At 65.3% G+C, this 21947-nt stretch carries 17 protein-coding genes and 1 pseudogene; 7 read left to right on the top strand and 11 right to left on the bottom strand.

The annotated features are described in order from the left end of the window. The first annotated feature begins 92 nt into the window (after nt 1–92). From radA to ACFLEY_RS19750, 6 genes and pseudogenes are all read left to right on the top strand, one after another. Nucleotides 93–1538 (top strand): DNA repair protein RadA, encoded by a 1446-nt coding sequence (radA, locus tag ACFLEY_RS19775; protein ID WP_011086838.1) that lies wholly within the window; start codon nt 93–95, stop codon nt 1536–1538. 167 nt (nt 1539–1705) lie between these two features. Continuing rightward, a complete protein-coding gene (locus tag ACFLEY_RS19770; protein WP_011086837.1) occupies nt 1706–2335 on the top strand; it encodes a CvpA family protein in 630 nt (209 codons plus the stop codon). 28 nt (nt 2336–2363) lie between these two features. Continuing rightward, nucleotides 2364–3887: an amidophosphoribosyltransferase gene (gene purF / locus ACFLEY_RS19765; protein WP_011086836.1), complete on the top strand. Its 1524-nt coding sequence runs from the start codon at nt 2364–2366 to the stop codon at nt 3885–3887. Between the two features lie 138 nt (nt 3888–4025). After that, nucleotides 4026–4766 (top strand): SDR family NAD(P)-dependent oxidoreductase, encoded by a 741-nt coding sequence (locus ACFLEY_RS19760; RefSeq protein ID WP_060911726.1) that lies wholly within the window; start codon nt 4026–4028, stop codon nt 4764–4766. Between the two features lie 100 nt (nt 4767–4866). Continuing rightward, nucleotides 4867–6014 (top strand): annotated as a pseudogene (locus ACFLEY_RS19755) (hypothetical protein). A gap of 164 nt (nt 6015–6178) precedes the next feature. Beyond that, nucleotides 6179–7405 (top strand): ABC transporter substrate-binding protein, encoded by a 1227-nt coding sequence (locus tag ACFLEY_RS19750; protein WP_060911725.1) that lies wholly within the window; start codon nt 6179–6181, stop codon nt 7403–7405. 176 nt (nt 7406–7581) lie between these two features. On the opposite strand, the gene ACFLEY_RS19745 is transcribed toward ACFLEY_RS19750, so the two are convergent. The 10 genes from ACFLEY_RS19745 to ACFLEY_RS19700 form a co-directional block, all read right to left on the bottom strand. Further along, complete coding sequence (locus tag ACFLEY_RS19745) at nt 7582–10851, bottom strand: autotransporter domain-containing protein (RefSeq protein WP_396604740.1); 3270 nt, start codon at nt 10849–10851, stop codon at nt 7582–7584. Nucleotides 10852–11027: 176 nt separating this feature from the next. After that, nucleotides 11028–12302, bottom strand: a complete 1275-nt coding sequence (locus ACFLEY_RS19740; RefSeq protein ID WP_060911724.1) for a TCR/Tet family MFS transporter — start codon at nt 12300–12302, stop codon at nt 11028–11030. Further along, nucleotides 12299–13681, bottom strand: coding sequence for a ribosome biogenesis GTPase Der (der, locus tag ACFLEY_RS19735; protein ID WP_060911723.1), 1383 nt, complete (start codon nt 13679–13681; stop codon nt 12299–12301). Before der ends, ACFLEY_RS19740 begins: the two co-directional genes overlap by 4 nt. Before the next feature lie 49 nt (nt 13682–13730). Beyond that, complete coding sequence (locus ACFLEY_RS19730) at nt 13731–14282, bottom strand: hypothetical protein (protein WP_028171058.1); 552 nt, start codon at nt 14280–14282, stop codon at nt 13731–13733. 30 nt (nt 14283–14312) lie between these two features. Further along, the gene (locus ACFLEY_RS19725) at nt 14313–14966 is read right to left on the bottom strand and encodes a tetratricopeptide repeat protein (protein ID WP_011086826.1); all 654 of its coding nucleotides are present in this window, start codon (nt 14964–14966) and stop codon (nt 14313–14315) included. 169 nt (nt 14967–15135) lie between these two features. Continuing rightward, nucleotides 15136–16650, bottom strand: a complete 1515-nt coding sequence (locus tag ACFLEY_RS19720; protein ID WP_211433960.1) for a class I adenylate-forming enzyme family protein — start codon at nt 16648–16650, stop codon at nt 15136–15138. A gap of 12 nt (nt 16651–16662) precedes the next feature. Next, complete coding sequence (gene panB / locus ACFLEY_RS19715) at nt 16663–17484, bottom strand: 3-methyl-2-oxobutanoate hydroxymethyltransferase (RefSeq protein ID WP_060911721.1); 822 nt, start codon at nt 17482–17484, stop codon at nt 16663–16665. A gap of 3 nt (nt 17485–17487) precedes the next feature. Further along, entirely contained in the window at nt 17488–18072 is a 585-nt protein-coding gene (locus tag ACFLEY_RS19710; protein WP_060911720.1) for an NnrU family protein, read from the bottom strand. 69 nt (nt 18073–18141) lie between these two features. After that, on the bottom strand, nt 18142–18720 hold the full coding sequence (locus ACFLEY_RS19705; protein WP_060911719.1) for a hypothetical protein: 579 nt from the start codon (nt 18718–18720) through the stop codon (nt 18142–18144). Nucleotides 18721–18826: 106 nt separating this feature from the next. Further along, on the bottom strand, nt 18827–20449 hold the full coding sequence (locus ACFLEY_RS19700) for a peptide chain release factor 3 (protein ID WP_060911718.1): 1623 nt from the start codon (nt 20447–20449) through the stop codon (nt 18827–18829). Nucleotides 20450–20607: 158 nt separating this feature from the next. Between ACFLEY_RS19700 and sugE the strand changes: the two genes are divergently transcribed. Then, nucleotides 20608–20922 carry a quaternary ammonium compound efflux SMR transporter SugE gene (gene sugE, locus ACFLEY_RS19695; protein ID WP_028171053.1) on the top strand — a complete coding sequence of 105 codons (315 nt, stop codon included), beginning with the start codon at nt 20608–20610 and terminating at the stop codon, nt 20920–20922. Here sugE and ACFLEY_RS19690 read toward each other — a convergent pair. Continuing rightward, nucleotides 20915–21922, bottom strand: coding sequence for an inorganic phosphate transporter (locus ACFLEY_RS19690; protein ID WP_060911717.1), 1008 nt, complete (start codon nt 21920–21922; stop codon nt 20915–20917). The genes sugE and ACFLEY_RS19690 overlap by 8 nt on opposite strands. Nucleotides 21923–21947 lie beyond the last annotated feature (25 nt).

The raw sequence follows: 21947 nt of genomic DNA, 5'->3' as shown, positions 1-21947 counted from the left end.
GAATTGCGATATTGGGCGCGCGGGCGATCGGCCTCGCGGCCCGCCATTCCGTGCTATCAGCTGACATCAAGACCCCCGACTCAACTGTCCCCATGGCCAAGAACACGCTTTCCTTCGTCTGCCAGAACTGCGGCGCGGCCTATAACCGCTGGCAGGGCAAGTGCGAGTCCTGCGGCGAGTGGAATACGCTCGCCGAGGAGGACACGAGCGGCAGCGTGCCGGTCTCGATCCGCTCCAAGCGCAAGGGCCGGACCTTTGCGCTGGAGAGCCTTGCCGGCAAGAGCCCGGACGCGCCGCGCCTGTCCTCGGGGATGACCGAGCTCGACCGCGTCACCGGCGGCGGCTTCGTCCGCGGCTCGGTGCTCCTCGTCGGCGGTGATCCCGGCATCGGCAAGTCGACGCTGCTGACGCAGGCGACCAGTCTGATGGCGCGCGCCGGGCATCGGATCGTCTACATCTCCGGCGAAGAAGCCATCGCCCAGGTGCGGCTGCGTGCCGAGCGGCTCGGCCTGTCGGACGCGCCGGTGCAGCTTGCGGCCGAGACCTCGGTCGAGGACATCGTCTCGACGCTGTCGGAGGGCGCGGTTCCCCGCCTGATCGTGATCGACTCGATCCAGACCATGTGGACCGACACCGTGGAATCCGCGCCCGGCACCGTCACGCAGGTGCGCGCTTCGGCGCAGGCGTTGATCCGTTTCGCCAAGAAAACCGGCGCCGCCATCATCCTGGTCGGCCACGTCACCAAGGACGGCCAGATCGCAGGCCCCCGCGTGGTCGAGCACATGGTCGATGCCGTGATGTCGTTCGAGGGCGAAGGCTCGCAGCAATTCCGCATCCTGCGCGCCGTCAAGAACCGCTTCGGGCCAACCGACGAGATCGGCGTGTTCGAGATGACCGGCCTTGGTCTGCGCGAGGTCACCAATCCCTCCGAACTGTTCCTGTCGGAGCGCGATCTCGGCACGCCGGGCACCGCGGTGTTTGCGGGCATCGAGGGCACAAGGCCGGTCCTGGTCGAATTGCAGGCACTGGTCGCACCAACCTCGCTCGGCACCCCGCGCCGCGCCGTGGTCGGCTGGGACCCGAGCCGGCTCTCGATGGTGCTGGCGGTGCTGGAAGCCCATTGCGGGGTCAAGCTGTCCGGCCATGACGTCTATCTGAACGTCGCCGGCGGCTTGCGCATCCACGAGCCGGCGGCCGACCTCGCCGCGGCGGCGGCACTGGTTTCGTCCCTGGTTAATGCGCAGTTACCCACGGATGCAGTCTATTTCGGCGAGATTTCGCTCTCAGGCGTGGTCCGTCCGGTGGCGCAGACCCCGGCCCGGCTGAAGGAAGCGGCAAAACTCGGCTTCCAGCGCGCCGTGCTGCCGGAATCGGCCCGGGGCGAAGCCGGCGGCGACGCCGGACTGTCGCTCAACGCGGTGAACAGCCTGACGACTTTGGTGGCCGAGATCGCCGCTCGCGGCTCCCGTCGGGGCGAATCCGGCGGATCGGCAGAGAAAAATGCCACACCGGCAAGATTCCGCCGCGGAGAGGGGTAGCCGGAGGTGACGTCCCCGGCCCCCGCCGCTATACAGCCGTCACAAAAGCAGCATGGGATTGCGTGGTTGCGGCCTTGCCGGGAACGCCGTCTGCCCCTCTTTTAGGGCAGCGGCCAAACACCGATTCGCTGAGCACCTTTGAGAGTACGAGCGGACCAGACCAGCCGATGCCAGTAACACTCCTCGACCTGATCCTGCTCGGTGTGATGCTGATCTCGGGCCTGCTTGCCATGGTCCGCGGCTTCATGCGCGAAATCCTGTCGATCGCAGCCTGGGGCGCGGCCGCGATCGTGACGCTGTACTCCTTCTCCAAGCTGCTGCCGACCGCAAAGACCTATTTCAACAACGACACGGTCGCGAGTGTGGTCGTGGTCGCCGGCGTGTTCGTCGGTACCCTGGTCGTGGTCTCCGTCATCACCGTCCGGATCTCCGACATGATCCTGGATTCGCGGATCGGCGCGCTGGACCGCACCCTCGGCTTCCTGTTCGGGCTGGCTCGCGGCCTTTTGATCGTCGTGGTCGCCTTCCTGTTCTTCACCTGGCTGGTGCCGGACAAGCAGCGCCCGGACTGGGTTACGGGGGCGAAATCCCGCGTGGTGCTCCAGGGAACCGGCGATTGGCTGATGGCGCTCTTGCCGGACGACCCCGAGAACACCATCTTGAAGAGATTCAAGAAAAACAAACCAGATGATGATCAAGCTGATTCCGAGCAGCAGCCTTCGGGCAGTGGCGACGGATACAGTAAACCTGCTCGTGACAGCCTGAAAAAGCTGATCGAGAAACCTGCGGCGCGTTGATTAGGCCCTAAAGAGAGGCGCGGACGAGATGCGACACCCTGACCAGGACGCCCAACTTGATCTCGATCCAAAAGCCGGTTTGAGCCCGGCCGCGCTAGAGCTTCAGGACGATCTGGAGGGGGATACGCTCCGCGAGGAATGCGGCGTATTCGGCATCTACGGCCACCCCGACGCCGCCGCCATCACCGCCCTCGGCCTCCACGCCCTTCAGCACCGCGGCCAGGAAGCCGCCGGCATCGTCTCCTATGACGGCAGCCGCTTTCACAGCGAACGCCGCCTCGGCCTCGTCGGCGACACTTTCTCCCGCCGCGAGGTGATCGACCGCCTGCCCGGCAACATGGCGGTCGGCCATGTCCGCTACTCCACCACCGGCGCGACCATCCTGCGCAACGTGCAGCCGCTGTTCGCCGAGCTCAACGCCGGCGGCCTTGCGGTCGCCCATAACGGCAACCTCACCAACGGCCTGACGCTGCGCCGCGAGCTCGTGAGGAACGGCGCGATGATGCAGTCGACCACCGACACCGAGGTGATCCTGCACCTCGTCGCGCGCTCCCGGCGCAGCCGCTTCATCGAGCGCTATATCGACGCGCTGCGCGAGATCGAGGGCGCCTATGCGCTGGTCTCGCTGACCAACAAGAAGCTGGTCGGCGCGCGCGACCCGCGCGGCATCCGCCCCCTGGTGCTCGGTGAGCTCGATGGCTGCCCGATCCTGACGTCGGAGACCTGCGCGCTCGACATCATCGGCGCGCGCTTCATCCGCGACATCGAGCCGGGCGAAGTCATCGTGTTCGACGAGAACGGCCAGGACATCCACAAGCCGTTCCCGCCGATGGCGCCGCGTCCCTGCATCTTCGAATACATCTATTTCTCCCGTCCGGATTCCATCGTCCACGGCCGCTCGGTCTACGAGGTGCGCAAGGCCTTTGGTGCGCAGCTCGCGCGCGAGAGCCACGTGCCGATCGACGTCGTCGTACCGGTGCCGGATTCCGGCGTGCCCGCCGCTGTCGGCTACAGCCAGCATTCCGGCGTGCCGTTTGAGCTCGGCATCATCCGCAACCACTATGTCGGCCGCACCTTCATCCAGCCGACGCAGGCAATCCGCGAATCCGGCGTGCGCATGAAGCATTCGGCCAACCGCGCCGCGATCGAAGGCAAGCGCATCATCCTGATCGACGACTCGCTGGTGCGCGGCACCACCTCGAAGAAGATCGTGCGCATGATGCGCGATGCGGGCGCGAAGGAAGTGCATTTCCGCCTCGCCTCGCCGCCGATCCTCTATCCCGATTATTACGGCATCGACCTGCCGGATCGCGGCGGCCTGCTGGCCGCAACGCATTCGCTGGAGGAAATGCGCGAGATCATCGGCGCCGACTCGCTCGCCTTCCTGTCGATCGACGGCATGTACCGCGCCATGGGCGAGCCCGGCCGCGACCCGGCCAATCCGAAGTTCTCGGATCACTGCTTCACCGGGGCGTATCCGACCCACCTCACCGACCAGACCCAGACCGAGCAGCAGCCTCGGCAATTGTCGCTGCTGGCGGAGGCGAGCTGACGGCGAAGCCGTCATCCCGGGGCGGTCCGTAAGGACCGAACCCGGGATCTCGAGATTCCGGGTTCGCGCTACGCGCGCCCCGGAATGACGGGGATGCGGGGGGCTTGTCCCGGCCATCCACGGCTGTAAAACCCCGCCATGACAAATCCCCTCGCCGACCGCATCGCTCTCGTCACCGGCGCCTCGCGCGGCATCGGCTTCGCCACGGCCAAGGCGCTGGCGAAGGCCGGCGCACACATCGTCGCGGTGGCGCGCACGCAGGGCGGGCTGGAAGAGCTCGACGACGAGATCCGGAAAGAAGGCGGCAGCGCCACGCTGGTGCCGCTCAACCTCACCGATTTCGACGGCATCGCGCGGCTGGGCGCAGGCCTGCACGAGCGTTACGGCAAGCTCGACATCCTGGTCGGCAATGCCGGCGTGCTCGGCCCCTCCTCGCCAATTGGCCATATCGAGCTGAAGGCCTTCAACGACGTCATGGCCGTCAACGTCTCCGCCAACTTCCAGCTGATCCGCTGCATGGAGCCGCTGCTGAAGCGGTCCGATGCCGGCCGCGCCGTGTTCATCACCTCGGGCGCCGCCAGCAAGGCGACCGCCTATGTCAGCCCCTACGCCGCCTCCAAGGCCGCGCTGGAAACGCTGGCGCGCGCCTGGGCGCAGGAGACCGCGAACACGCCTCTTCGTGTCAACCTGTTCAACCCCGGCCCGGTCCGCACCCGCATGCGTGCCACCTTGATGCCGGGCGAGGATCCCGCGACGCTCGACACCGCCGAGCAGGTCGCCGAATTCATCGTGCCGATGTGCGCGCCTGATTGGACCGAGACCGGCAAGTTCTACGACTACAAGACCCGCAGCCTGATGAGCTTCCGCTCGCCAGGCTGATTGACCTGATTGGCTTGGCCAATTGACTTGGCCTCCTCCCCGCGATTGACTGCCCGCGCTCAAGCGGCAGCAAGCCGCAGGCCAAAAAAGGGAGGTTGCGATGGCAGCATCGCATGATCGCGCACGCGTTGGCGGTGCGCTCGCACGGGTCTCTCACGCCTTCTCCATCCTGATCGCGGCACTCACATTTGCGCTTCCGGGCGCTGCGACCGCCGGCGATGTCCCGACCTTCGCCGTCGATCCCGCCTGGCCAAAGCCGCTGCCGAACAACTGGATCCTCGGCCAGGTCGGCGGCATCACGGTCGACTGGCAGGGCCATATCTGGGTGATCCATCGCCCGCGCTCGCTCACCGATGACGAGAAAGGCGCAAGCCTCAATCCGCCGCGCTCGAAATGCTGCGTCTCGGCGCCGCCCGTGCTCGAATTCGACACCGACGGCAACCTGCTGCGGTCCTGGGGCGGCCTCGGCGAAGGCTACGAATGGGTCGGCCGCGAGCACGGCATCGAGGTCGACGAGCGCGGCTTCGTCTGGGTCGGCGGCAACGCCGACAATGACAACGCCATTTTGAAATTCACGCTCGACGGCAAGTTCGTCGCCCAGATCGGCAAGATCGCGCCGAGCCTCGGCAGCAACGACACGACGCAACTCGGCAAGCCCGCGGAGACCGCGATCGACAAGGAAGCGAACGAGATCTACGTCGCCGACGGCTACGGCAACCGCCGCGTCATCGTGTTCGACGCGAGCACGCTGGCCTACAAGCGGCACTGGGGCGCCTACGGCAACAAGCCCAACGACGACAAGCAAGGTCCCTACGACCCCAAGGCGCCGGTTGCGCAGCAATTCGGAAATCCCGTCATTGCGTGAAGCTCGCCAATGACGGGCTCGTCTATGTCTGCGACCGCATCAACAACCGCATCCAGGTGTTTCGGAAGGACGGCACCTTCGTGAAGGAGTTTTTCTTCGAGAAGAACACGCTCGGCAACGGCGCGGTGTGGGACATCGCGATCTGGCCCGATCCAAAGCAGACCTGGCTGCTCAGCGCCGACGGCGAGAACAACGAGATCAGGGTGATCAGGCGCGACGACGGCAGCGTGGTCGGCAGCTTCGGGCGCAACGGCCGCAATGCCGGTCAATTCCACTGGGTGCACGCCATGGCGATCGACGCCAAGGGTAACGTCTATACCGCCGAGGTCGATACCGGAAAGCGCATCCAGAAATTCAAGCTGACGTCGGACGCGCTCAAATAGCGCCTCAACGCATTTTGCCCAAAAGTTAACCGACGGATGACGTAACGACGCAGCGTCATCCGGCTTTAGGCGCATTGCCGCCGGCCGTGGGACACGGTAGAGCGATCAGCTGGACCAAGGCTCCGCAAGAGAGCCGTCCGCATGTTTGACAATGGAGGGAATCTATTATGACGACATTCGCGCGCCGCTCCGCGGCCCTTCTGGCCTGTGCCGCCTTCGGTTTTTCCACATCCGCCTTCGCGCAAGACAAGACCGTCAAGATCGGCGTCTTGAACGACATGTCGAGCCTCTATGCCGACATCGGCGGCCCGAACTCGGTCGCCGCGGTGAAAATGGCGGTCGAAGATTCCGGCCTGAAGGCCAAGGGCTGGACCATCGATGTCCTCTCGGGTGATCACCAGAACAAGCCCGACATCGGCGTCAACATCGCCCGGCAATGGATCGATGCCGACAAGGTCGACGCCATCGCCGACACGCCGAGCTCCGGCGTTGCACTCGCGGTGAGCAACCTCGTCAAGGATAAGAATTCGGTGCTGCTCAATTCGGGTGCCGCCACGGCCGACCTCACCGGCAAGGCCTGCACGCCCAACACCGTCTCCTTCACCTACGACACCTACATGCTCGCCAACGGCACCGGCAAGGCCCTGACCAAAGCCGGCGGCGACAGCTGGTTCTTCCTGACCGCGGACTACGCCTTCGGCCACGCGCTGGAGCGTGACACCAGCGCCGTGGTCACGGCCACCGGCGGCAAGGTGCTCGGCGGCGTCAAGCATCCGCTCAACTCCTCCGACTTCTCCTCCTTCCTGCTGCAGGCGCAGTCGTCGAAGGCCAAGGTCATCGGCCTTGCCAACGCCGGCGGCGACACCACCAACGCGATCAAGCAGGCGGCCGAGTTCGGCATCGTGGCCGGCGGCCAGAAGCTCGCCGCGCTGCTGCTGTTCATCAACGACGTGCATTCGCTGGGCCTGAAAACGGCACAGGGGCTGACCTTCACCGAGTCCTTCTACTGGGACCTCAACGATCAGACCCGCGAATGGTCGAAGCGCTTCCAGAAAGTGTCGCCCAAGGGCTCGATGCCCTCGATGACGGTAGCGGGCCTCTATGCGGAAATCCTGCACTACCTGAAGGCAATGGACGCGCTCGGCGACAATCCGCATGACGGCGCCAAGGTCGTCGCCAAGATGAAGGAGCTGCCGACCGACGATCCGCTGTTCGGCAAGGGCCCGCTGCGCGCCGACGGCCGCCGCCTCATCCCGGCCTATCTCTTCGAGGTGAAGAAGCCGGAAGAGTCGAAGGGGCCATGGGATTACTACAAGCTGGTGGCCACCATCGCGCCGGAAGACGCCGCCAAGCCGCTCGAAGCCAGCGAGTGCCCGCTGGTCAAGAAGTGACCGCGTAGCGGACGCGCACAGGCTCCACGACGACATGCCCGGGCGAGAGCGCGAAGCGCGTCTTCGTCCCGGGCATTTACGTTCGGTGCCTGCACAAAGGACGAGGGTACCGGCGGGCAAGGCGCCGCTCGCGCCATTTCTCTACGTCGCGTCTCTACAACGCGGACGAGCGCTTCCTACCAGGCATAGCGCACCACGCCCTTTCCGGAGTAGCTTGTGGTGACGTTCGAGAACTCACCCTCAAAGGTCCCGGCGAGCGAGAAACCGTTCAGCCATTTCGCCTCGGCGGTTGCCGAGGTGAGCGCCGCGTCTCGCGCAGGCGATGCACCGCCGACGACGAAGGATGCGCCCGGCAACGCCTGGAAAGTGGCGGCGATGCCGCGATCGATATTGTAGTCATGTGCCCAGCCGAAGCGGCTGCGCAGGGTGAGGATCGCTCCCGGCAATGCCAACGATCGGTCGGTGCGGAATCCCAATTCGGAGCGCGGCGAGGTAGCGGTCTTGGCCGCATAGGCCAGCGCAAAGGTGTTGGCACCGACTATTGCCCGTTCGGCATAGCCCGGCAGCTCGAAGGTCGCGAATTGCGCGGCGGCATAGGGCGTAAGGCCGATGCCGGCCCACGGGGTGATGAGGCGATAGCCGCCCTCGATACGCCCCGCCCACGCATTGGCGTTGAACTGCGCACGCAACTGGTCACTGCCCGCAATCGTGACCGTCCGGTTCGTCGTGATATCCTGCCAGCCATAGGCCAGGGCGCCGGAGACGTACGCGGCGCCGGCCGTATGACGAACGAATACGCCAGCCTGGAACAGGTCGGAGCGCCCCGAACCGAGACCGTTGGCGACGACGAAGTTGGTACCGCCGCCGGCCAAGGCGAACCCGACCTGGGTGAATGGAGAGATCCGATAATCGGCGCCGACGGCCGTGCCAGCGATGCGGCTGGTGGACGTGTTCGATCCCTGTACGGCATTGCCGTCGGTGGTCTGCGAGCCCCCATAGCCCGCGCCCCACACGCTCCAGCGCTGGCCGAAATCGATCGCGCCCGGCGTCTTGGCGATCATGGCGTAGGCGTCACGCTCGGCACCGGGCCGGCGGCGACCGCCGGCATAGCTATCGGCTGCTCCCTCTTTCCCAAATGAAGCGGCCGTCGGTGCGGTCCCGTCGCGGCCCGCGGTAAACGGATCGGCCAGCAAATTGACGAAGAGGTTCATCGCGTCGAATGTTGTCTGCTGCGAACCTGCCGCCAGTTCGCCCGAGGCCTGTGTCAGGTTCGCCGGGACATTGCCGGCGAAGATGCCGCCAAACGCCGAAGGAACGCTGCCGAAGGAATTGAACGCCCTGTCGAGCGCGGTGGCGACGGCCCGCTGGTTGATGTTGAGGCCGGCAATCTCCCCAAGGCCCGAGGCCAGAACAAGCTGCACCGTGCCGCCCGAATAGGTCAGCGAACCGGAAATTCCCGTCGGCGTCGCCACCGAATCAAAGCGCGAACCGTTCAGCGCCCCCGCGGTCAGGATGGTATAGGGCGAATTGAACCGCAGGGTGCCGCTGGCGAGCGCAACCCGAACCGTCCCGGCCAACGTCGCCGCCCCCGTCACATTGGTGAGGTCGGAAGCCGCCGATGACACCTGCACGAGGTAGGTCGCGGCGGCCGTGAATACGAGGCTGCCCTGAACGTTGATGGTGCCGACCGAGTTGCCTGGAGACAGAATGCCGCCGTTGATGACGGTATTGCCGACGATGCCATTGCCGCCCAACGTGCCGCCGGCATTGACAACGAGATTGCTGGCCGATGCGATGTTGCCGTTCACGATCAGCGCCCCGCCGCCGACATTGACATCACCGGAGAAGGAGCCGGTGCCAGTCAGCGTCCAGACTGAATCGTCGACCTTGTTGAAGGTCGTGAACCCCCGATACTGGGCCGCCGCACCCAACGTGCTGACATCGAAGGTCGCCGCACCGCTGCCCCCGAGTTGGAACGTATCACTGCCCCCACCGAGCACGTTGCCCGATATCACCGATCCCGGCGCGAGCGTGAGAACGTTGCCGCTACCGGCGAACTGGATCGCGGCCGTTCCTCCAGTGATGGTCCCCGCATTGAACACGGCCGATCCGCCCGTGCCCGCATAGATGCCGTTGCCCGCAAGGCCGGAAATGGAGCCGTAGTTGATGACTGAGACGGACCCGAGGCTGGCGCGGACGCCTGTATCGCCGCCACTGATCTGCGCGCCGGCATTGTTGGTCACCACCGCACTCGTCTCGGCGCGAATGGCGTAGCCAAAGCCGCCGGCGCTTATGGTTCCGGAATTGACGACGGTTGCGACGCCATTGCTGGCATAGATTCCGTTGTTGATCAGGCTCGTGATCTGCCCGCCAACGCCGTTGGTTACATTGACGTCGGTGAAGGCAAAGATGGCGATATTGTTGAGACCGGAAATGGTCCCGTGATTGGTAACGTGAGCAAAGCCCAAATTGGCAACCATGCCGCCGGTAATGCTTCCAGTGACACCGTTCGTTATTGTCAGATTGGCATTCGCAGAGGCGGCAAAGCCGGTGGGGCTCGAGATGGTGCCGAAATTCGTTACCGAAATCGATCCGCTGTTGGCGCGGATGGCAGCCGTTGCGCCGGTAATCGTCCCGGCGGCGGCGTTGGTGACGTCCATATTGCCGGTCACCTCCAGGCCATAGCTGGTCGTACCGGTAATCGTGCCGGCATTGGTGACATTCAACAATTGGTTGGCCTGGACACCGCTTATCCCGCCGGAAATCAGACCGCCCGCAGCGTTGGAGACGACCCCCGTGCCGTAGGCAATGAAACCGTAAGAAGTGCCGATGATATTGCCGGCATTGGTGACATTCCCGACAGCGGAATAGCCGGAATTGACGCCGAGATCGCCGGCGATGGTGGCGCCCGCATTGTTGGTAACCGTGGCGTTGACGAAGGCGAATACGCCAACGTTTGCGTTGCCCGTGATCGTGCCGGAGTTGACGACAGTCACACTGCCGTTGTTCGAGCCGATGCCGGATAGGACAGTGCCGGTGATGGTGGCGCCGGTGTTGTTGGTGACGGTGACGTCATTTTGAGAGAAGACACCGTTCGTTGCGCCTGTGATGCTTCCCGAATTGCTGACCGTAGCGTTGCCGATATTGATTCCGCTATTCACGCTTCCGGTGACAGAGGCACCGCTATCGACATTGATGACAATGCCGGTCTGGTTGCCCGTCCCGTAACCGTTGGTCCCGTTCTGATCGGTCGTCACGCCCGAGCATGTAATGGTCGTGCCTGGCGGAGGATTGGGGCTATTGTCGGCCGCCGGCGAACAGGCCGCATACGCCCCGCCCATCAGAGCCAGCGTGACGGTAGCCGTGATCGCAATTGCAGCGGCAGCTCGCCAAATCAGCAAGCGCTGCCGAGGGAAACACCATATCCGAATCGGCAGGCGCGTCATTTGAATGGCTTGCTTCCGAGGCGTCGGCGGCCCCGGCCTTCAATTGCAAAAAGAACGAATCAACAGATTTATTGAATATGCTAAGTATCGCCGCCGAAAGGCTCCATGTACGCACGTCTGGCGAGAATCCGACGAATCGGAATCTCTGTTGCGAATTGGCGACAGTCGCAACCGTCCTATTCGCGGGCACCAGTCTGCCGGGCGGATGCGACTGTCGCCAGCGTCCGCATCGCGATGGCCACGCATACCACCATCAGCGCGCCCGCGAGGAGGAATGGCGCGCCGGGCAATTGCCAGGGCGCGCTGGTGCCGATGAAGTATGAAAACGTCAGCGTGAACAGGAACGGCCCGACGAGCTGCGACACGCTCTGCACGCTCGCGGTTGCGCCCTGCAGCTGACCCTGTTGATCGGGTGCGACCAGCCGCGTCATCAGCGATTGCATCGCGGCACCCGAGATGCCCCACAGCGACATCACTGGAATGCCGATCCAGAACAGCGGTCCGGTCGGCGCTGCGCCAAAGATCACGAACCCGATCGCACCACAGCACAGGCCCAGCAACAGTGTGTTCCGCTCGCCGAGCGCGCGCACGATCGGGCCGATGGCGAGCCCCTGCACCACCATGGCGCAGATGCCGACCATCGCGAGCGTCAGCCCGACCGTCTTGGAATCCCACCCGTAGCGATAGGTCGCATAGAGCACGAAGGTCGACGGCAGCACGACATGCGCGACCTGCGCGATGAAGTTGACGACCGACAGCGCAGCCAGCATCGCGTTGGAACGCAGCAGACGCAGCGCCCCGACCGGATTGGCGCTGGTCCAGCGGAACGGCGCGCGCTTGTCGGGCGCCAGCGATTCCGGCAGGACCAGGAGCCCATAAAGCGCATTGGCGAAACTTAGAGCCGCCGACGCCCAGAACGGCAGGCGCGGATCGATGTCGCCGAGCAGGCCGCCGAGCGCCGGGCCCAGGATGAAGCCGGCGCCGAAGGCCGCGCCAATCCTGCCGAAGATCGCCGCGCGCTGCTCCGGCGGCGTAATGTCGGCAATATAGGCAAACGCCGTCGAGATGCTGGCCGAGGTGATGCCGGAGATCACGCGCCCAATGAAAAGCCACACCAGCGACGGCGCCAGCGCCATCAGCACGTAGTCGGCGGCGAGCCCGAAATTCGACAGCAGCACCACCGGCCGCCGTCCGAAACGATCCGACAGCGCGCCCAGCACCGGCGAGAACACGAACTGCATCAGCGCCCAGGCGGTGCCGAACAGGCCGAAGATGCGGGCTGCATGTGCGGTGTCGTTGTCGACGAAGCTCTCGATGAGCTTTGGCAGGATCGGCATGATCACGCCGAGCGCGAGCATGTCGAGCAGGATGGTGACGAAGATGAAGGCGACCGCGCCGCGCCGGACCGGCGCAGCGCCCCGCGCCATCGCCTCGCCGGCATCGCCGCTCACGACGGCCGCTTGCGCTTATGGGCGAAGGGGTTGGCCTTCTCGCGCAAGGTGATGCGCACGGGCGTGCCCGGCAGATCGAAAGCCTCGCGCATGGAATTGGTCAGGTAGCGCAAGTACGACTGCGGCACCGCGTCGGCACGCGAGCAGAACAGCACGAAGCTCGGCGGCCGCGCCTTGGTCTGCGTGATGTAGTTCAGCTTCAGCCTGCGGCCGGACACGGCCGGCGGCGGATTGGCCTGGACCGCCTGCTCGAACCAGCGATTGAGCGCTGACGTCGACACGCGTCTGTTCCAGACCGCGTAGGCGTCCTGGATCGCCTGCATCAGGCGATCGATGCCCTCGCCCATCAGGCCTGATACCGCGACGATCGGCACGCCCTTGACCTGCGGCAGCCAGTGGTCGGCGTCGCGGCGCAGGCCCGAGATCGCGCCGCCACCCTTGGTCTCCATCAGGTCCCATTTGTTGGCGGCGAGCACGAGCGCGCGGCCCTCGCGCTCGACCAGATCGGCAATGCGCAGATCCTGCTCCTCGAAGCGGTTCTGCGTATCCATCATCAGCACGACGACTTCGGCAAAGCGCACCGCGCGCAGCGCGTCGGCGACCGAGAGCTTTTCGAGCTTCTCCTCGATGCGCGAGCGACGCCGCAGGCCGGCGGTGTCGAACACGCGAAAATCCCGGCCCTGCCAGTTGATCTCGACCGCGATGGAATCGCGCGTGGTGCCGGCCTCCGGGCTCGTCAGCAGGCGCTCTTCGCCGAGCAAATGGTTGATCAGCGTCGACTTGCCGGCATTCGGCCGGCCGACGATGGCGACCCGGATCGGGCGCGTCGCGGCCTCTTCCTCGGAGAGCGGCGCGTCGTCCTCGTCCTCATCCTCCTCGACGGGCTCCGGCATCAGCTTGGCGAGGGCGTCATAAAGCTCGCCCATCCCCTCGCCGTGCTCGGCCGAGATCTGGATGGGATCGCCAAGACCAAGCGCAAAGGCTTCCATCGCGCCGGCATCGCCATGCTTGCCTTCGCTCTTGTTGGCGACCAGCAGCACCGGCTTGTTGGCCCTGTGGGCGAAGTCGGCGAAGGCGCGGTCGGTCGGCGTCAGGCCGATGCGGGCATCGACGACGAAGAACAGCGCGTCGGCCTGCGCGATCGCGGCCTCGGTCTGCTCCTGCATCCGCGCGGTCAGCGAGCCCTTGGCCCCCTCGTCGAGGCCGGCGGTGTCGATGATGGTGAATTCGAGGTCGCCGAGCCTGGCCTCACCCTCGCGGCGGTCGCGGGTGACACCCGGCAGGTCATCGACGAGCGCGAGCTTTTGCCCAACCAGGCGGTTGAACAGCGTCGATTTGCCGACATTGGGCCGGCCGATAATGGCAATCGTGAAGGACATCGGTCATTCGTGCGCTGCGAAGGCCGCGCCTGTCAATGCAATGAAATTATTAGCGCGAGAAGCTGCCGCTCGGCAGCGGCGCCGGGAAGCCGCCCTGCGACTGCTGCTGCGTGGTCTGGGTCGGTTGGGCCTGCTGGACGGGCTGATCGGGCGGCGGCGCGGTGGTGCGCTTGCGCACGATCTTCTGCTTGGGCTGCGGAGCGGCCGCGGGCGGCGCAGCCTCCGGCTGGGCCTCGCCATCGACTTCGCCGGCAGGCGCATCGGCGGGCGCGGCCGCGCTGGCAGCCGGCTGTCTGGTCTTTTTCGCCTTCGCACCCTTCGCCGGCTTGGCCGGCTCAGGCGGCGGCTCCGTGGGCAAAGCCGCAACGGCAGGCGCATTCGGATCGGGCTGCTGCTGTGCGCCCTTGTACATGTCCTTCGGCACACCCTGCTCGAGGCCCGGCACGCCCTCCGGGAAGACCGGCTTGCGGTCGCCTGGCAGCTTCTTCTTGGTGTCGAGGAAATCGAGCATGTCGCTCGGATCGAAGCTGGAGCAGCCGCCCAGCACGCCCGTGAAGGCGATCAGGACGGCGGCTGCGATCAAGCGTGGCGTGCGGCGCATATCGGTGTCTCGTCTCAGCTCTCGGGACCGTCAGCTTTTGGCGACGGGCGGCAGCAGGGCCTGGAGCGCCTCGGCGCGCGAGCGCAGGCCCGGCGGGGTTTCGCCGTCCTCTGCGATCGCGTCGAGCCATTTGCGGGCTGCGGTTGTGTCGTTGTTGCGCCAGGCCGACAGCGCCAGCAACTCGCGGGCGCTGTGGCGGAAGGTCGATTTGGGTGTGGCGGAAGCCTCCAGCCGCTGCTGCATGTCGGCGTAGCTGGCGCTGTCGACCAGCAGGCCGGCGGCGCGGATCTTCGCCAGATCCTGCCACTCGCCGCCGACGCCGCGGTCGGCGGCAATGTCGTCGTACATCTTGGCGGCGGCCTTGGGATCGCGGCTAGCGGCCTCGGCCGCAGCACGCAGCCGCGCCAGAGTGCGATAGCCCGACGGAGCCTTGGCGGCGAGCTCGGTGAAGGCCGTCTCGGCCTCCGCATGCTTGTCCTGCTCTGACAGCTCGACGGCCTTCTCGAAGGCGGCGCCGGCCTCGGCGGCCTTCTTGGCCTCCAGATACTGGTAGCCGCGCCAGCCGCCCACGGCGGCCACGATGAGCACCATCAGGGCGATGAAGTAGATCGAATATTTTTCCCACAGCTTCTTGAGCTGTTCGCGACGTACTTCCTCGTCGACTTCGTCAAATAATTCAGACACTTATGCTAATCCCATGCCCGTCCGGGTGCGCGCGCCACAGCGTTCGCGTCAGGAATCCCGTCCCCCGCGTGGCGGCGAGGTAGCCTAACGATATGGCGGTGGCAAGGCAAAGCGAGCCCGATCAAGGCGTTAACCACCCGGGAGAGCCCGGAAGAAGCCCCTGCCCGGCTCAGGTTCCCAAGTGCTCCCGCAACTGCCGCTTCAGCACCTTGCCATTGGCGTTGCGCGGCAGCGGCTCGGCGGTGATCGCCATGGTCTCGGGGACCTTGTAGTCGGACAGCCGCTCCGCGCACCAGGCCCGCAAGACGTCGCCGGCGACCGGGGTGCGGGTCACCACGACAGCATGGACGCGCTCACCGAGCACCGGGCAGGCCCTGGCAATGATCGCGCTCTCGATCACCGCGGGGTGGCCCGCCAGCACGGACTCGACCTCCGCGGAATAGATCTTCAACCCGCCGCGATTGATCATGTCCTTCTGGCGGTCGAAGACGCGGACAAAACCGTCCGCATCGACTGACCCCAGATCGCCCGAGTGCCAGAACCCACCGGTGAAGCTCTCGGTCGTGGCTTTCGGGTTGTTCCAGTAACCCTTGATGACGGAGGCGCCCTGAATCCAGAGCTCGCCGATCTCGCCATGGGGCAGCTCGCGCCCATCGGGTCCCATCGCGACGATGCGCGCGCCCGTCGCGCCGTAGCAGTTCATCAGCTTCAGGCCGGGAATCGTCGCCTTGAGCTTCTCGATGGTCGCGACCGGCATCGGCGCGCCGCCAAAGCCACCGATGCGCCAGCTCGACAGATCGTAGCTGTCGAAATCGGGCTGGAGCAGGCAGAGATTGTACATTGCCGGAACCATCACCGTGTAGGTGACGCGCTCGCGCGCGGCGAGCTTGAGATAATCGGCGGCCTTGAACTCCGGCATGATGATCAACGCGCCACTGCTGCGGATCATGGTCGTGATGTTGGCGACGACACCAGTGACGTGACCGAGCGGCACGGCCGCGATCGAACGGTCCGCTTCCGTCAATTGCAGGCAGGACGCAAACACCATCGAGGAATGGACGATGTTGCAATGGGCCAGCATCGCGCCCTTCGGCTTGCCCGTCGTGCCCGAGGTGTAGAGGATCATCGCCGTGTCCTCTTCGTGCACGTCGACTGGCGCGGCGGCCGCGGCGTTGTCTGCGAGCACTGCGAAGCGCGACACACGCGGGTCGTCGTCGACGGCAACGCGGTGGATCACATCGGGCACATCCCGCGCATCCGGCAGCCGCTCGGCGAGCCCTGCCTCGTGGATCAGGATATTGGCGCCGCAATCGGTGAGCACATAGGCAATCTCCGGCTTCTGCTGCCGCGTGCTGAGCAGAACCGTGACCAGCCCCTCATGCGCGGCGGCAAACAGCAGCAGCGGAAATTCGATGCGGTTGCCCAGCAGGATGGCCACGCGATCACCGCGCTTGAGGCCGAGCTTGCGAAAGCCCTCGGCGATCCGGGCGGCCCGGTCGACGACCTGGCGCCAGCTCAGCCGGACATGACCGCAGATCAGGGCCTCGCCATCGGCGTTCTGCGCAACCGCTTCCGCAATCATCGCCCAAACGCTGCCCGGCCGCTTCACAAAGGCCGGCACGACGCGGTCGCCGAAGCGCGGCTCAAGCCGCATCGACGGAAGTGCGTGCTGCGACCAGTCCATGCGCGCCCCTCCTCAGCTCTTCTTCATGTCGTAGACATGCTCCGGGCCCGGGAAGGCCCGGCTCTTCACGTCGCGCGCATAGCCCGCGATGGCTTCCTCGATCGCCGGCCCGAGATTGCCATAGCGGCGTACGAATTTCGGCGACCGCGGCGACAAGCCGAGCATATCTTCCAGCACCAAAATCTGGCCGTCGCAGGCTGCGCTCGCGCCAATGCCGATGGTAGGAACTGCGATCGATTGCGTGATCTTGCGCGCCAGCGGCTCGGCGACCGCCTCGATCACGATCGAGAAGGCCCCCGCCTCTGCGATCGCCCTGGCGTCGTTCTCGATCGGAGCCCAGTTCGCCTCCTCGCGGCCCTGTGCGCGGAACGAGCCAAGCGTGTTGATCGACTGTGGCGTCAGTCCGATATGGCCCATCACGGGAATGCCGCGCTCGGAGAGAAACGCCACCGTCTCCGCCATCCGCGCGCCGCCCTCGAGCTTGACCGCGCCGCACAGCGTTTCCTTCATGATCCGCACCGCCGACTGGAAGGCCTGCTCCTTCGAGCCTTCGTAGGAGCCGAACGGCATGTCGACGACGACGAGCGCCTGGCTGGAGCCGCGCATCACCGCGCAGCCCTGCAGGATCATCATCTCAAGCGTCACGGGCACCGTGGTCTCGAAGCCATGCATGACATTGCCAAGGGAATCGCCAACCAGGATCGCATCGCAGTGCCTGTCGACCAGCGCGGCGGTGTGCGCGTGATAGGAGGTCAGCATCACGATCGGCTCGCCATTCTTGCGGATGCGGAGGTCGGGCGCGGTCTTGCGCCTGATGGCGGATTGGATGGACATTTGTCAGACCCCTACGACAGGAACTCCGATCACGACAGGATGGAATGCAAACGCCAGCGCCAGATAGGCAACGACGCCGACCGCGACCGCGATCAGATCGTTGGAGACGCCGCCTACCGGAATCGGCGGGCCGCCAGCGTCAGTGCGATGCTTCAACGAAATGCGGTCATACACAGCCCAGCCCAGGAACGAGCCGAACAGGATGATGGAACCGAGATCGCCATTGGCGAGGAGATGCGCGGCCGCCCACAGCTTGATGCCGGCCAGCATCGGATGTTTCAGCGTCGCGTAGATGCGGCCGCGCAGGTATGACGCGACAACCAAGATGACCGCGGGCAGCATCAGCGCGAGCGTGATGTGCTTCATCGCCTTCGGCGGATACCAGACGTCGATCCAGCCGGTCGCACGGTAATGACCAAAGCCCCAGATGATCAGCGCGAGCCCCGCGAGTGAGACGAGCGCATAAAGGATCTTGTAGGTCCCCTCGCCCAGCCTCGCGATGGCCTGCGCGCGCGCCTCGCGTTTCGTTGTGAAGACATGGGCCGCGAAAAACAGCACCAGCCCCAGGATCATGACCAGCAGACCCACGACATCCTCCCCTCAACCAGCGCCCGCCTCTGGCGTAGCATCGATTGGCGGTCGGTCGCAACCGATGCGCTACTTGCCGAGCTGCCGATTGTCGACATAGCGGATCGCGATCGGCCGCCCTGCCAGGGCGCCGCCGAGACCGCTGGTGAATTTCAGCGGCAAGCAGGCCTTCAGCGAAGCATCGATGGCGTTCAGATAGGTCGTGCGGGTGTCGGCCGGGACGCCCGCGGTGGCGTATGTGAGGCGTGGCGGACCGATCAGGCCGCCCGCCTTGTTGAAGCTGAAGCGCACCGACATCTGCATGCCGGCCCGCGCGTTGTCCGCTGGCGGCGACCAGCAAGTGCGCAATTCGGCGAAGAGGTCGCCGATCGTATCGAGATCGTGATCCGGCTTCCGGTATTTGGCGCGGTCGGATTCGGACGGCACGCTGACGATCGTAAGCTGGAGATTCTGGCCGTAAGGATAGTCGATCTCGGGAATGCACGGCCCGGGCTCGAGCGGGCTGCAATAGGACGGCGTGCAGGGCCGGTTGTCGAGCACGCTGCACGGTTCATGCGCAAACGGGATGGGATTGATCTGGCGCCGCTGCGCGTCGGCGGCCACCGTCGACATCGCCAGCAGTATAAGGAGGAGAATGCCGCGCCACATGGTATGCGAGCTCACAATGCCACTGTGGACGAAAGGTGGCATTGGTCGCGAAAGCGTCAAGTGCGCGCGCGTTCACATGCTCGCGTTTAGGCGGCCTTGGCGCGCGTTATCCCTTCTTCTTGACGTCCTTGACGTTGGTGAACTCGATGCCCTCGGCGCGTTCCCTGGTGTAGCCGAGATAGAACTCGTTCCTCGCCAGATAGACGGGATCACCATCGACGTCGTCGGCGATACTCGAGGTGTTGGCGGCGATGAAAGTGTCGAGCTTCTTGCGATCGTCTGAAGAAACCCAGCGCGCAAGCTGGAACTCGCTGACCTCGAACTCGACCGGAAGGGAATATTCCGCCTCCAGCCGTGCCTTCAGCACGTCGAGCTGGAGCGCGCCGACCACGCCGACCAGCGCAGGCGCACCGTCGCGCGGGCGGAACACCTGGACGACGCCCTCTTCCGACATCTGCTGAAGCGCTTCCTTCAGCTTCTTCGCCTTCATCGCGTCTGTGAGACGGACGCGGCGGACGATTTCCGGCGCAAAGCTCGGCACGCCGACGAAGTTGAAATCCTCGCCCTCGGTCAGCGTATCGCCGATGCGCAGCGTGCCGTGATTGGGAATGCCGACGACGTCGCCGGCAAAGGCCTCATCCGCCACCGAACGGTCCTGCGCGAAGAAGAATTGCGGGCTCGACAGCGGCATGCTCTTGCCGGTGCGCACCAGTTTCGCCTTCATGCCGCGGCTGAGCTTGCCCGAGCACAGGCGCGCAAAGGCGATGCGGTCGCGGTGGTTCGGATCCATGTTCGCCTGGATCTTGAACACGAAGGCGCTCATGCGCGGATCGGTCGCCTCGACTTTGCGCTGGTCGCTCTCCTGCGCACGCGGCTCGGGCGCGAACTTGCCGAGGCCCTCCAGGAGGTCGCCGACGCCGAAATTGCGCAGCGCGCTGCCGAAATAGACCGGCGTCAGGTGGCCCTCGCGAAACGCCTCCAGCTCGAACGGCTTTGAAGCCTCGGTGACGAGCTCGAGCTCGTCCTTCACCGCGGAAACGTCGAGATTGGCGTTGAGCTTGGCGAGCTCCTCGATCTCGATCTGCTGCGCCGCGCCGGTCTTGGCGCCGCCGCCTTCGAGCAGGCGCACGCCGCCATTGACCACGTCATAGGTGCCGAGGAAGTCGCGGCCGCGGCCGACCGGCCAGGTCATCGGCGTGGTGTCAAGCGCCAGCGTCTTCTCGATCTCGTCCAGCAGCTCGAACACGTCGCGGCTCTCGCGGTCCATCTTGTTGATGAAGGTGATGATCGGAATGTCGCGCAGGCGACAGACCTCGAACAGTTTTCGGGTGCGCGCCTCGATGCCCTTGGCGGCGTCGATGACCATGACGGCGGAATCGACGGCCGTCAGCGTGCGATATGTGTCTTCCGAAAAATCCTCGTGGCCCGGCGTGTCCAGCAGGTTGAACACGAGGCCCTCGAACTCGAAGGTCATCACGGACGTCACGACCGAGATACCGCGCTCGCGCTCGATCTTCATCCAGTCCGAGCGCGTATTGCGCCGCTCGCCCTTGGCCTTGACCTGACCGGCGAGGTTGATGGCGCCGCCGAACAGCAGCAGCTTTTCGGTCAGCGTGGTCTTGCCGGCGTCGGGGTGGGAGATGATCGCAAAGGTGCGCCGCCGCGCCACTTCAGCGGCAAGCAGGGAACGGGCCGGCGATTCGGCTGTGGTGGTGGCGATGTCGGACATGGCGGGAGCGTTTGGCAGGGAAAATGGGCCGGATCAAGCCTGATTTGGTAATTGCGGAGCCCTTCGGCCAGCCCCATATAGCCGTTTGGGAGGGACGGCCCTCCTATCCACCAGCATATCAGCCGCGGGGACGACCCTGCTTTGAATGGAGGGTCGTCATGGCCTGGAGCATCCTGTTCGTCGCCGGTCTTCTCGAGATCACCTGGGCGATCGGCCTGAAATACACCGAGGGTTTCACCAGGCTTGTTCCCTCCGTCATCACGCTCGCGGCGATGGCGGGCAGCGTGATCCTGCTCGGGCTCGCGCTCAAATCGCTGCCCGTCGGGACCGCTTATGCGGTGTGGACCGGCATCGGCGCGGTCGGCACCGCGACGCTCGGGATCATCCTGTTCGGCGAGCCGGCGACCGCGCTTCGCCTGGCCAGCATCGGACTGATCGTTGCCGGTATCATCGGGCTGAAGCTCGTTACTTGACGAAAATCCTGACCGCCCACCAGGTCAGCGCGGCGACGATCGCCGAGGCCGGCATCGTGATCACCCAGGCATAGACGATCGAGCTGGCGACGTTCCAGCGCACCGCCGAGAGGCGGCGGGCGGCGCCGACGCCGACGATGGCGCCGGTGATGGTGTGGGTGGTCGAGACGGGAACCCCGAGGAAGGTCGCCATGAACAGGGTCGCGGCGCCGCCGGTTTCGGCGCAAAAGCCCTGCATCGGCGTCAGTTTCGTGATGCGCAGGCCCATGGTGCGGACGATGCGCCAGCCGCCCATCAGCGTGCCCATCGCCATCGCCGCCTGGCAGGACAGCACGACCCAGAACGGCACCGAGAATTCGCTGCCGAGATGGCCCTGTGAATAGAGCAGCACGGCGATGATGCCCATGGTCTTCTGCGCGTCATTGCCGCCATGGCCGAGCGAATAGAGCGAGGCGGAGGCGAATTGCAGGATGCGGAAGGCGCGATCCACGGCGAAGGGCGTCGATCGCACCGAGGCCCAGGAGACGATCGCAACCAGCAGCATCGCCAGCAGGAAGCCGACCAGCGGAGACAGCACGATGGCGATCACCGTCTTGGACAATCCGCTCCAGACCGCCGCCGAGATCCCGGCTTTGGCCACGCCGGCACCGAACAACCCGCCGATCAGCGCATGCGACGACGAAGACGGGATGCCGAGCGCCCAGGTCACGAGGTTCCAGACGATGGCGCCGACCAGCGCCGCGAAGATCACCTGGGCATCGACGATCGAGGGATCGATGATGCCGGTGCCTATGGTCTGGGCAACGTGCAGCCCGAACACCATGAAGGCGACGAAATTGAAGAAGGCGGCCCAGAACACCGCGAATTGCGGCCGCAGCACGCGGGTCGAGACGATGGTCGCGATCGAATTGGCAGCATCATGCAGGCCGTTCAAGAAGTCGAACAGCAGCGCGACGGCGATCAGTCCGACCAGGACGGGAAGACCCAACGCAGCATCCACGGCGAGGCCCCTGCCTTAAAGTTTT

Origin of the sequence: Bradyrhizobium sp. YCK136 (assembly GCF_044570075.1) — a bacterium.
GTDB classification, from domain to species: Bacteria; Pseudomonadota; Alphaproteobacteria; order Rhizobiales; family Xanthobacteraceae; genus Bradyrhizobium; species Bradyrhizobium diazoefficiens.
The sequence above is the reverse complement of the archived record's forward strand: the minus strand, read 5'-3'. Positions and strand labels throughout refer to the sequence as shown.

Coding starts and splice junctions, on each gene's coding strand:
- sugE (WP_028171053.1), top strand. CDS start 20,608: ATGGCCTGGAGCATCCTGTTCGTCGCCGGTCTTCTCGAGATCACCTGG.
- ACFLEY_RS19745 (WP_396604740.1), bottom strand. CDS start 10,851: ATGACGCGCCTGCCGATTCGGATATGGTGTTTCCCTCGGCAGCGCTTG.
- ACFLEY_RS19705 (WP_060911719.1), bottom strand. CDS start 18,720: ATGTGGCGCGGCATTCTCCTCCTTATACTGCTGGCGATGTCGACGGTG.
- radA (WP_011086838.1), top strand. CDS start 93: ATGGCCAAGAACACGCTTTCCTTCGTCTGCCAGAACTGCGGCGCGGCC.
- ACFLEY_RS19730 (WP_028171058.1), bottom strand. CDS start 14,282: ATGCGCCGCACGCCACGCTTGATCGCAGCCGCCGTCCTGATCGCCTTC.
- ACFLEY_RS19770 (WP_011086837.1), top strand. CDS start 1,706: ATGCCAGTAACACTCCTCGACCTGATCCTGCTCGGTGTGATGCTGATC.
- der (WP_060911723.1), bottom strand. CDS start 13,681: ATGTCCTTCACGATTGCCATTATCGGCCGGCCCAATGTCGGCAAATCG.
- purF (WP_011086836.1), top strand. CDS start 2,364: ATGCGACACCCTGACCAGGACGCCCAACTTGATCTCGATCCAAAAGCC.
- ACFLEY_RS19720 (WP_211433960.1), bottom strand. CDS start 16,650: ATGGACTGGTCGCAGCACGCACTTCCGTCGATGCGGCTTGAGCCGCGC.
- ACFLEY_RS19760 (WP_060911726.1), top strand. CDS start 4,026: ATGACAAATCCCCTCGCCGACCGCATCGCTCTCGTCACCGGCGCCTCG.
- panB (WP_060911721.1), bottom strand. CDS start 17,484: ATGTCCATCCAATCCGCCATCAGGCGCAAGACCGCGCCCGACCTCCGC.
- ACFLEY_RS19700 (WP_060911718.1), bottom strand. CDS start 20,449: ATGTCCGACATCGCCACCACCACAGCCGAATCGCCGGCCCGTTCCCTG.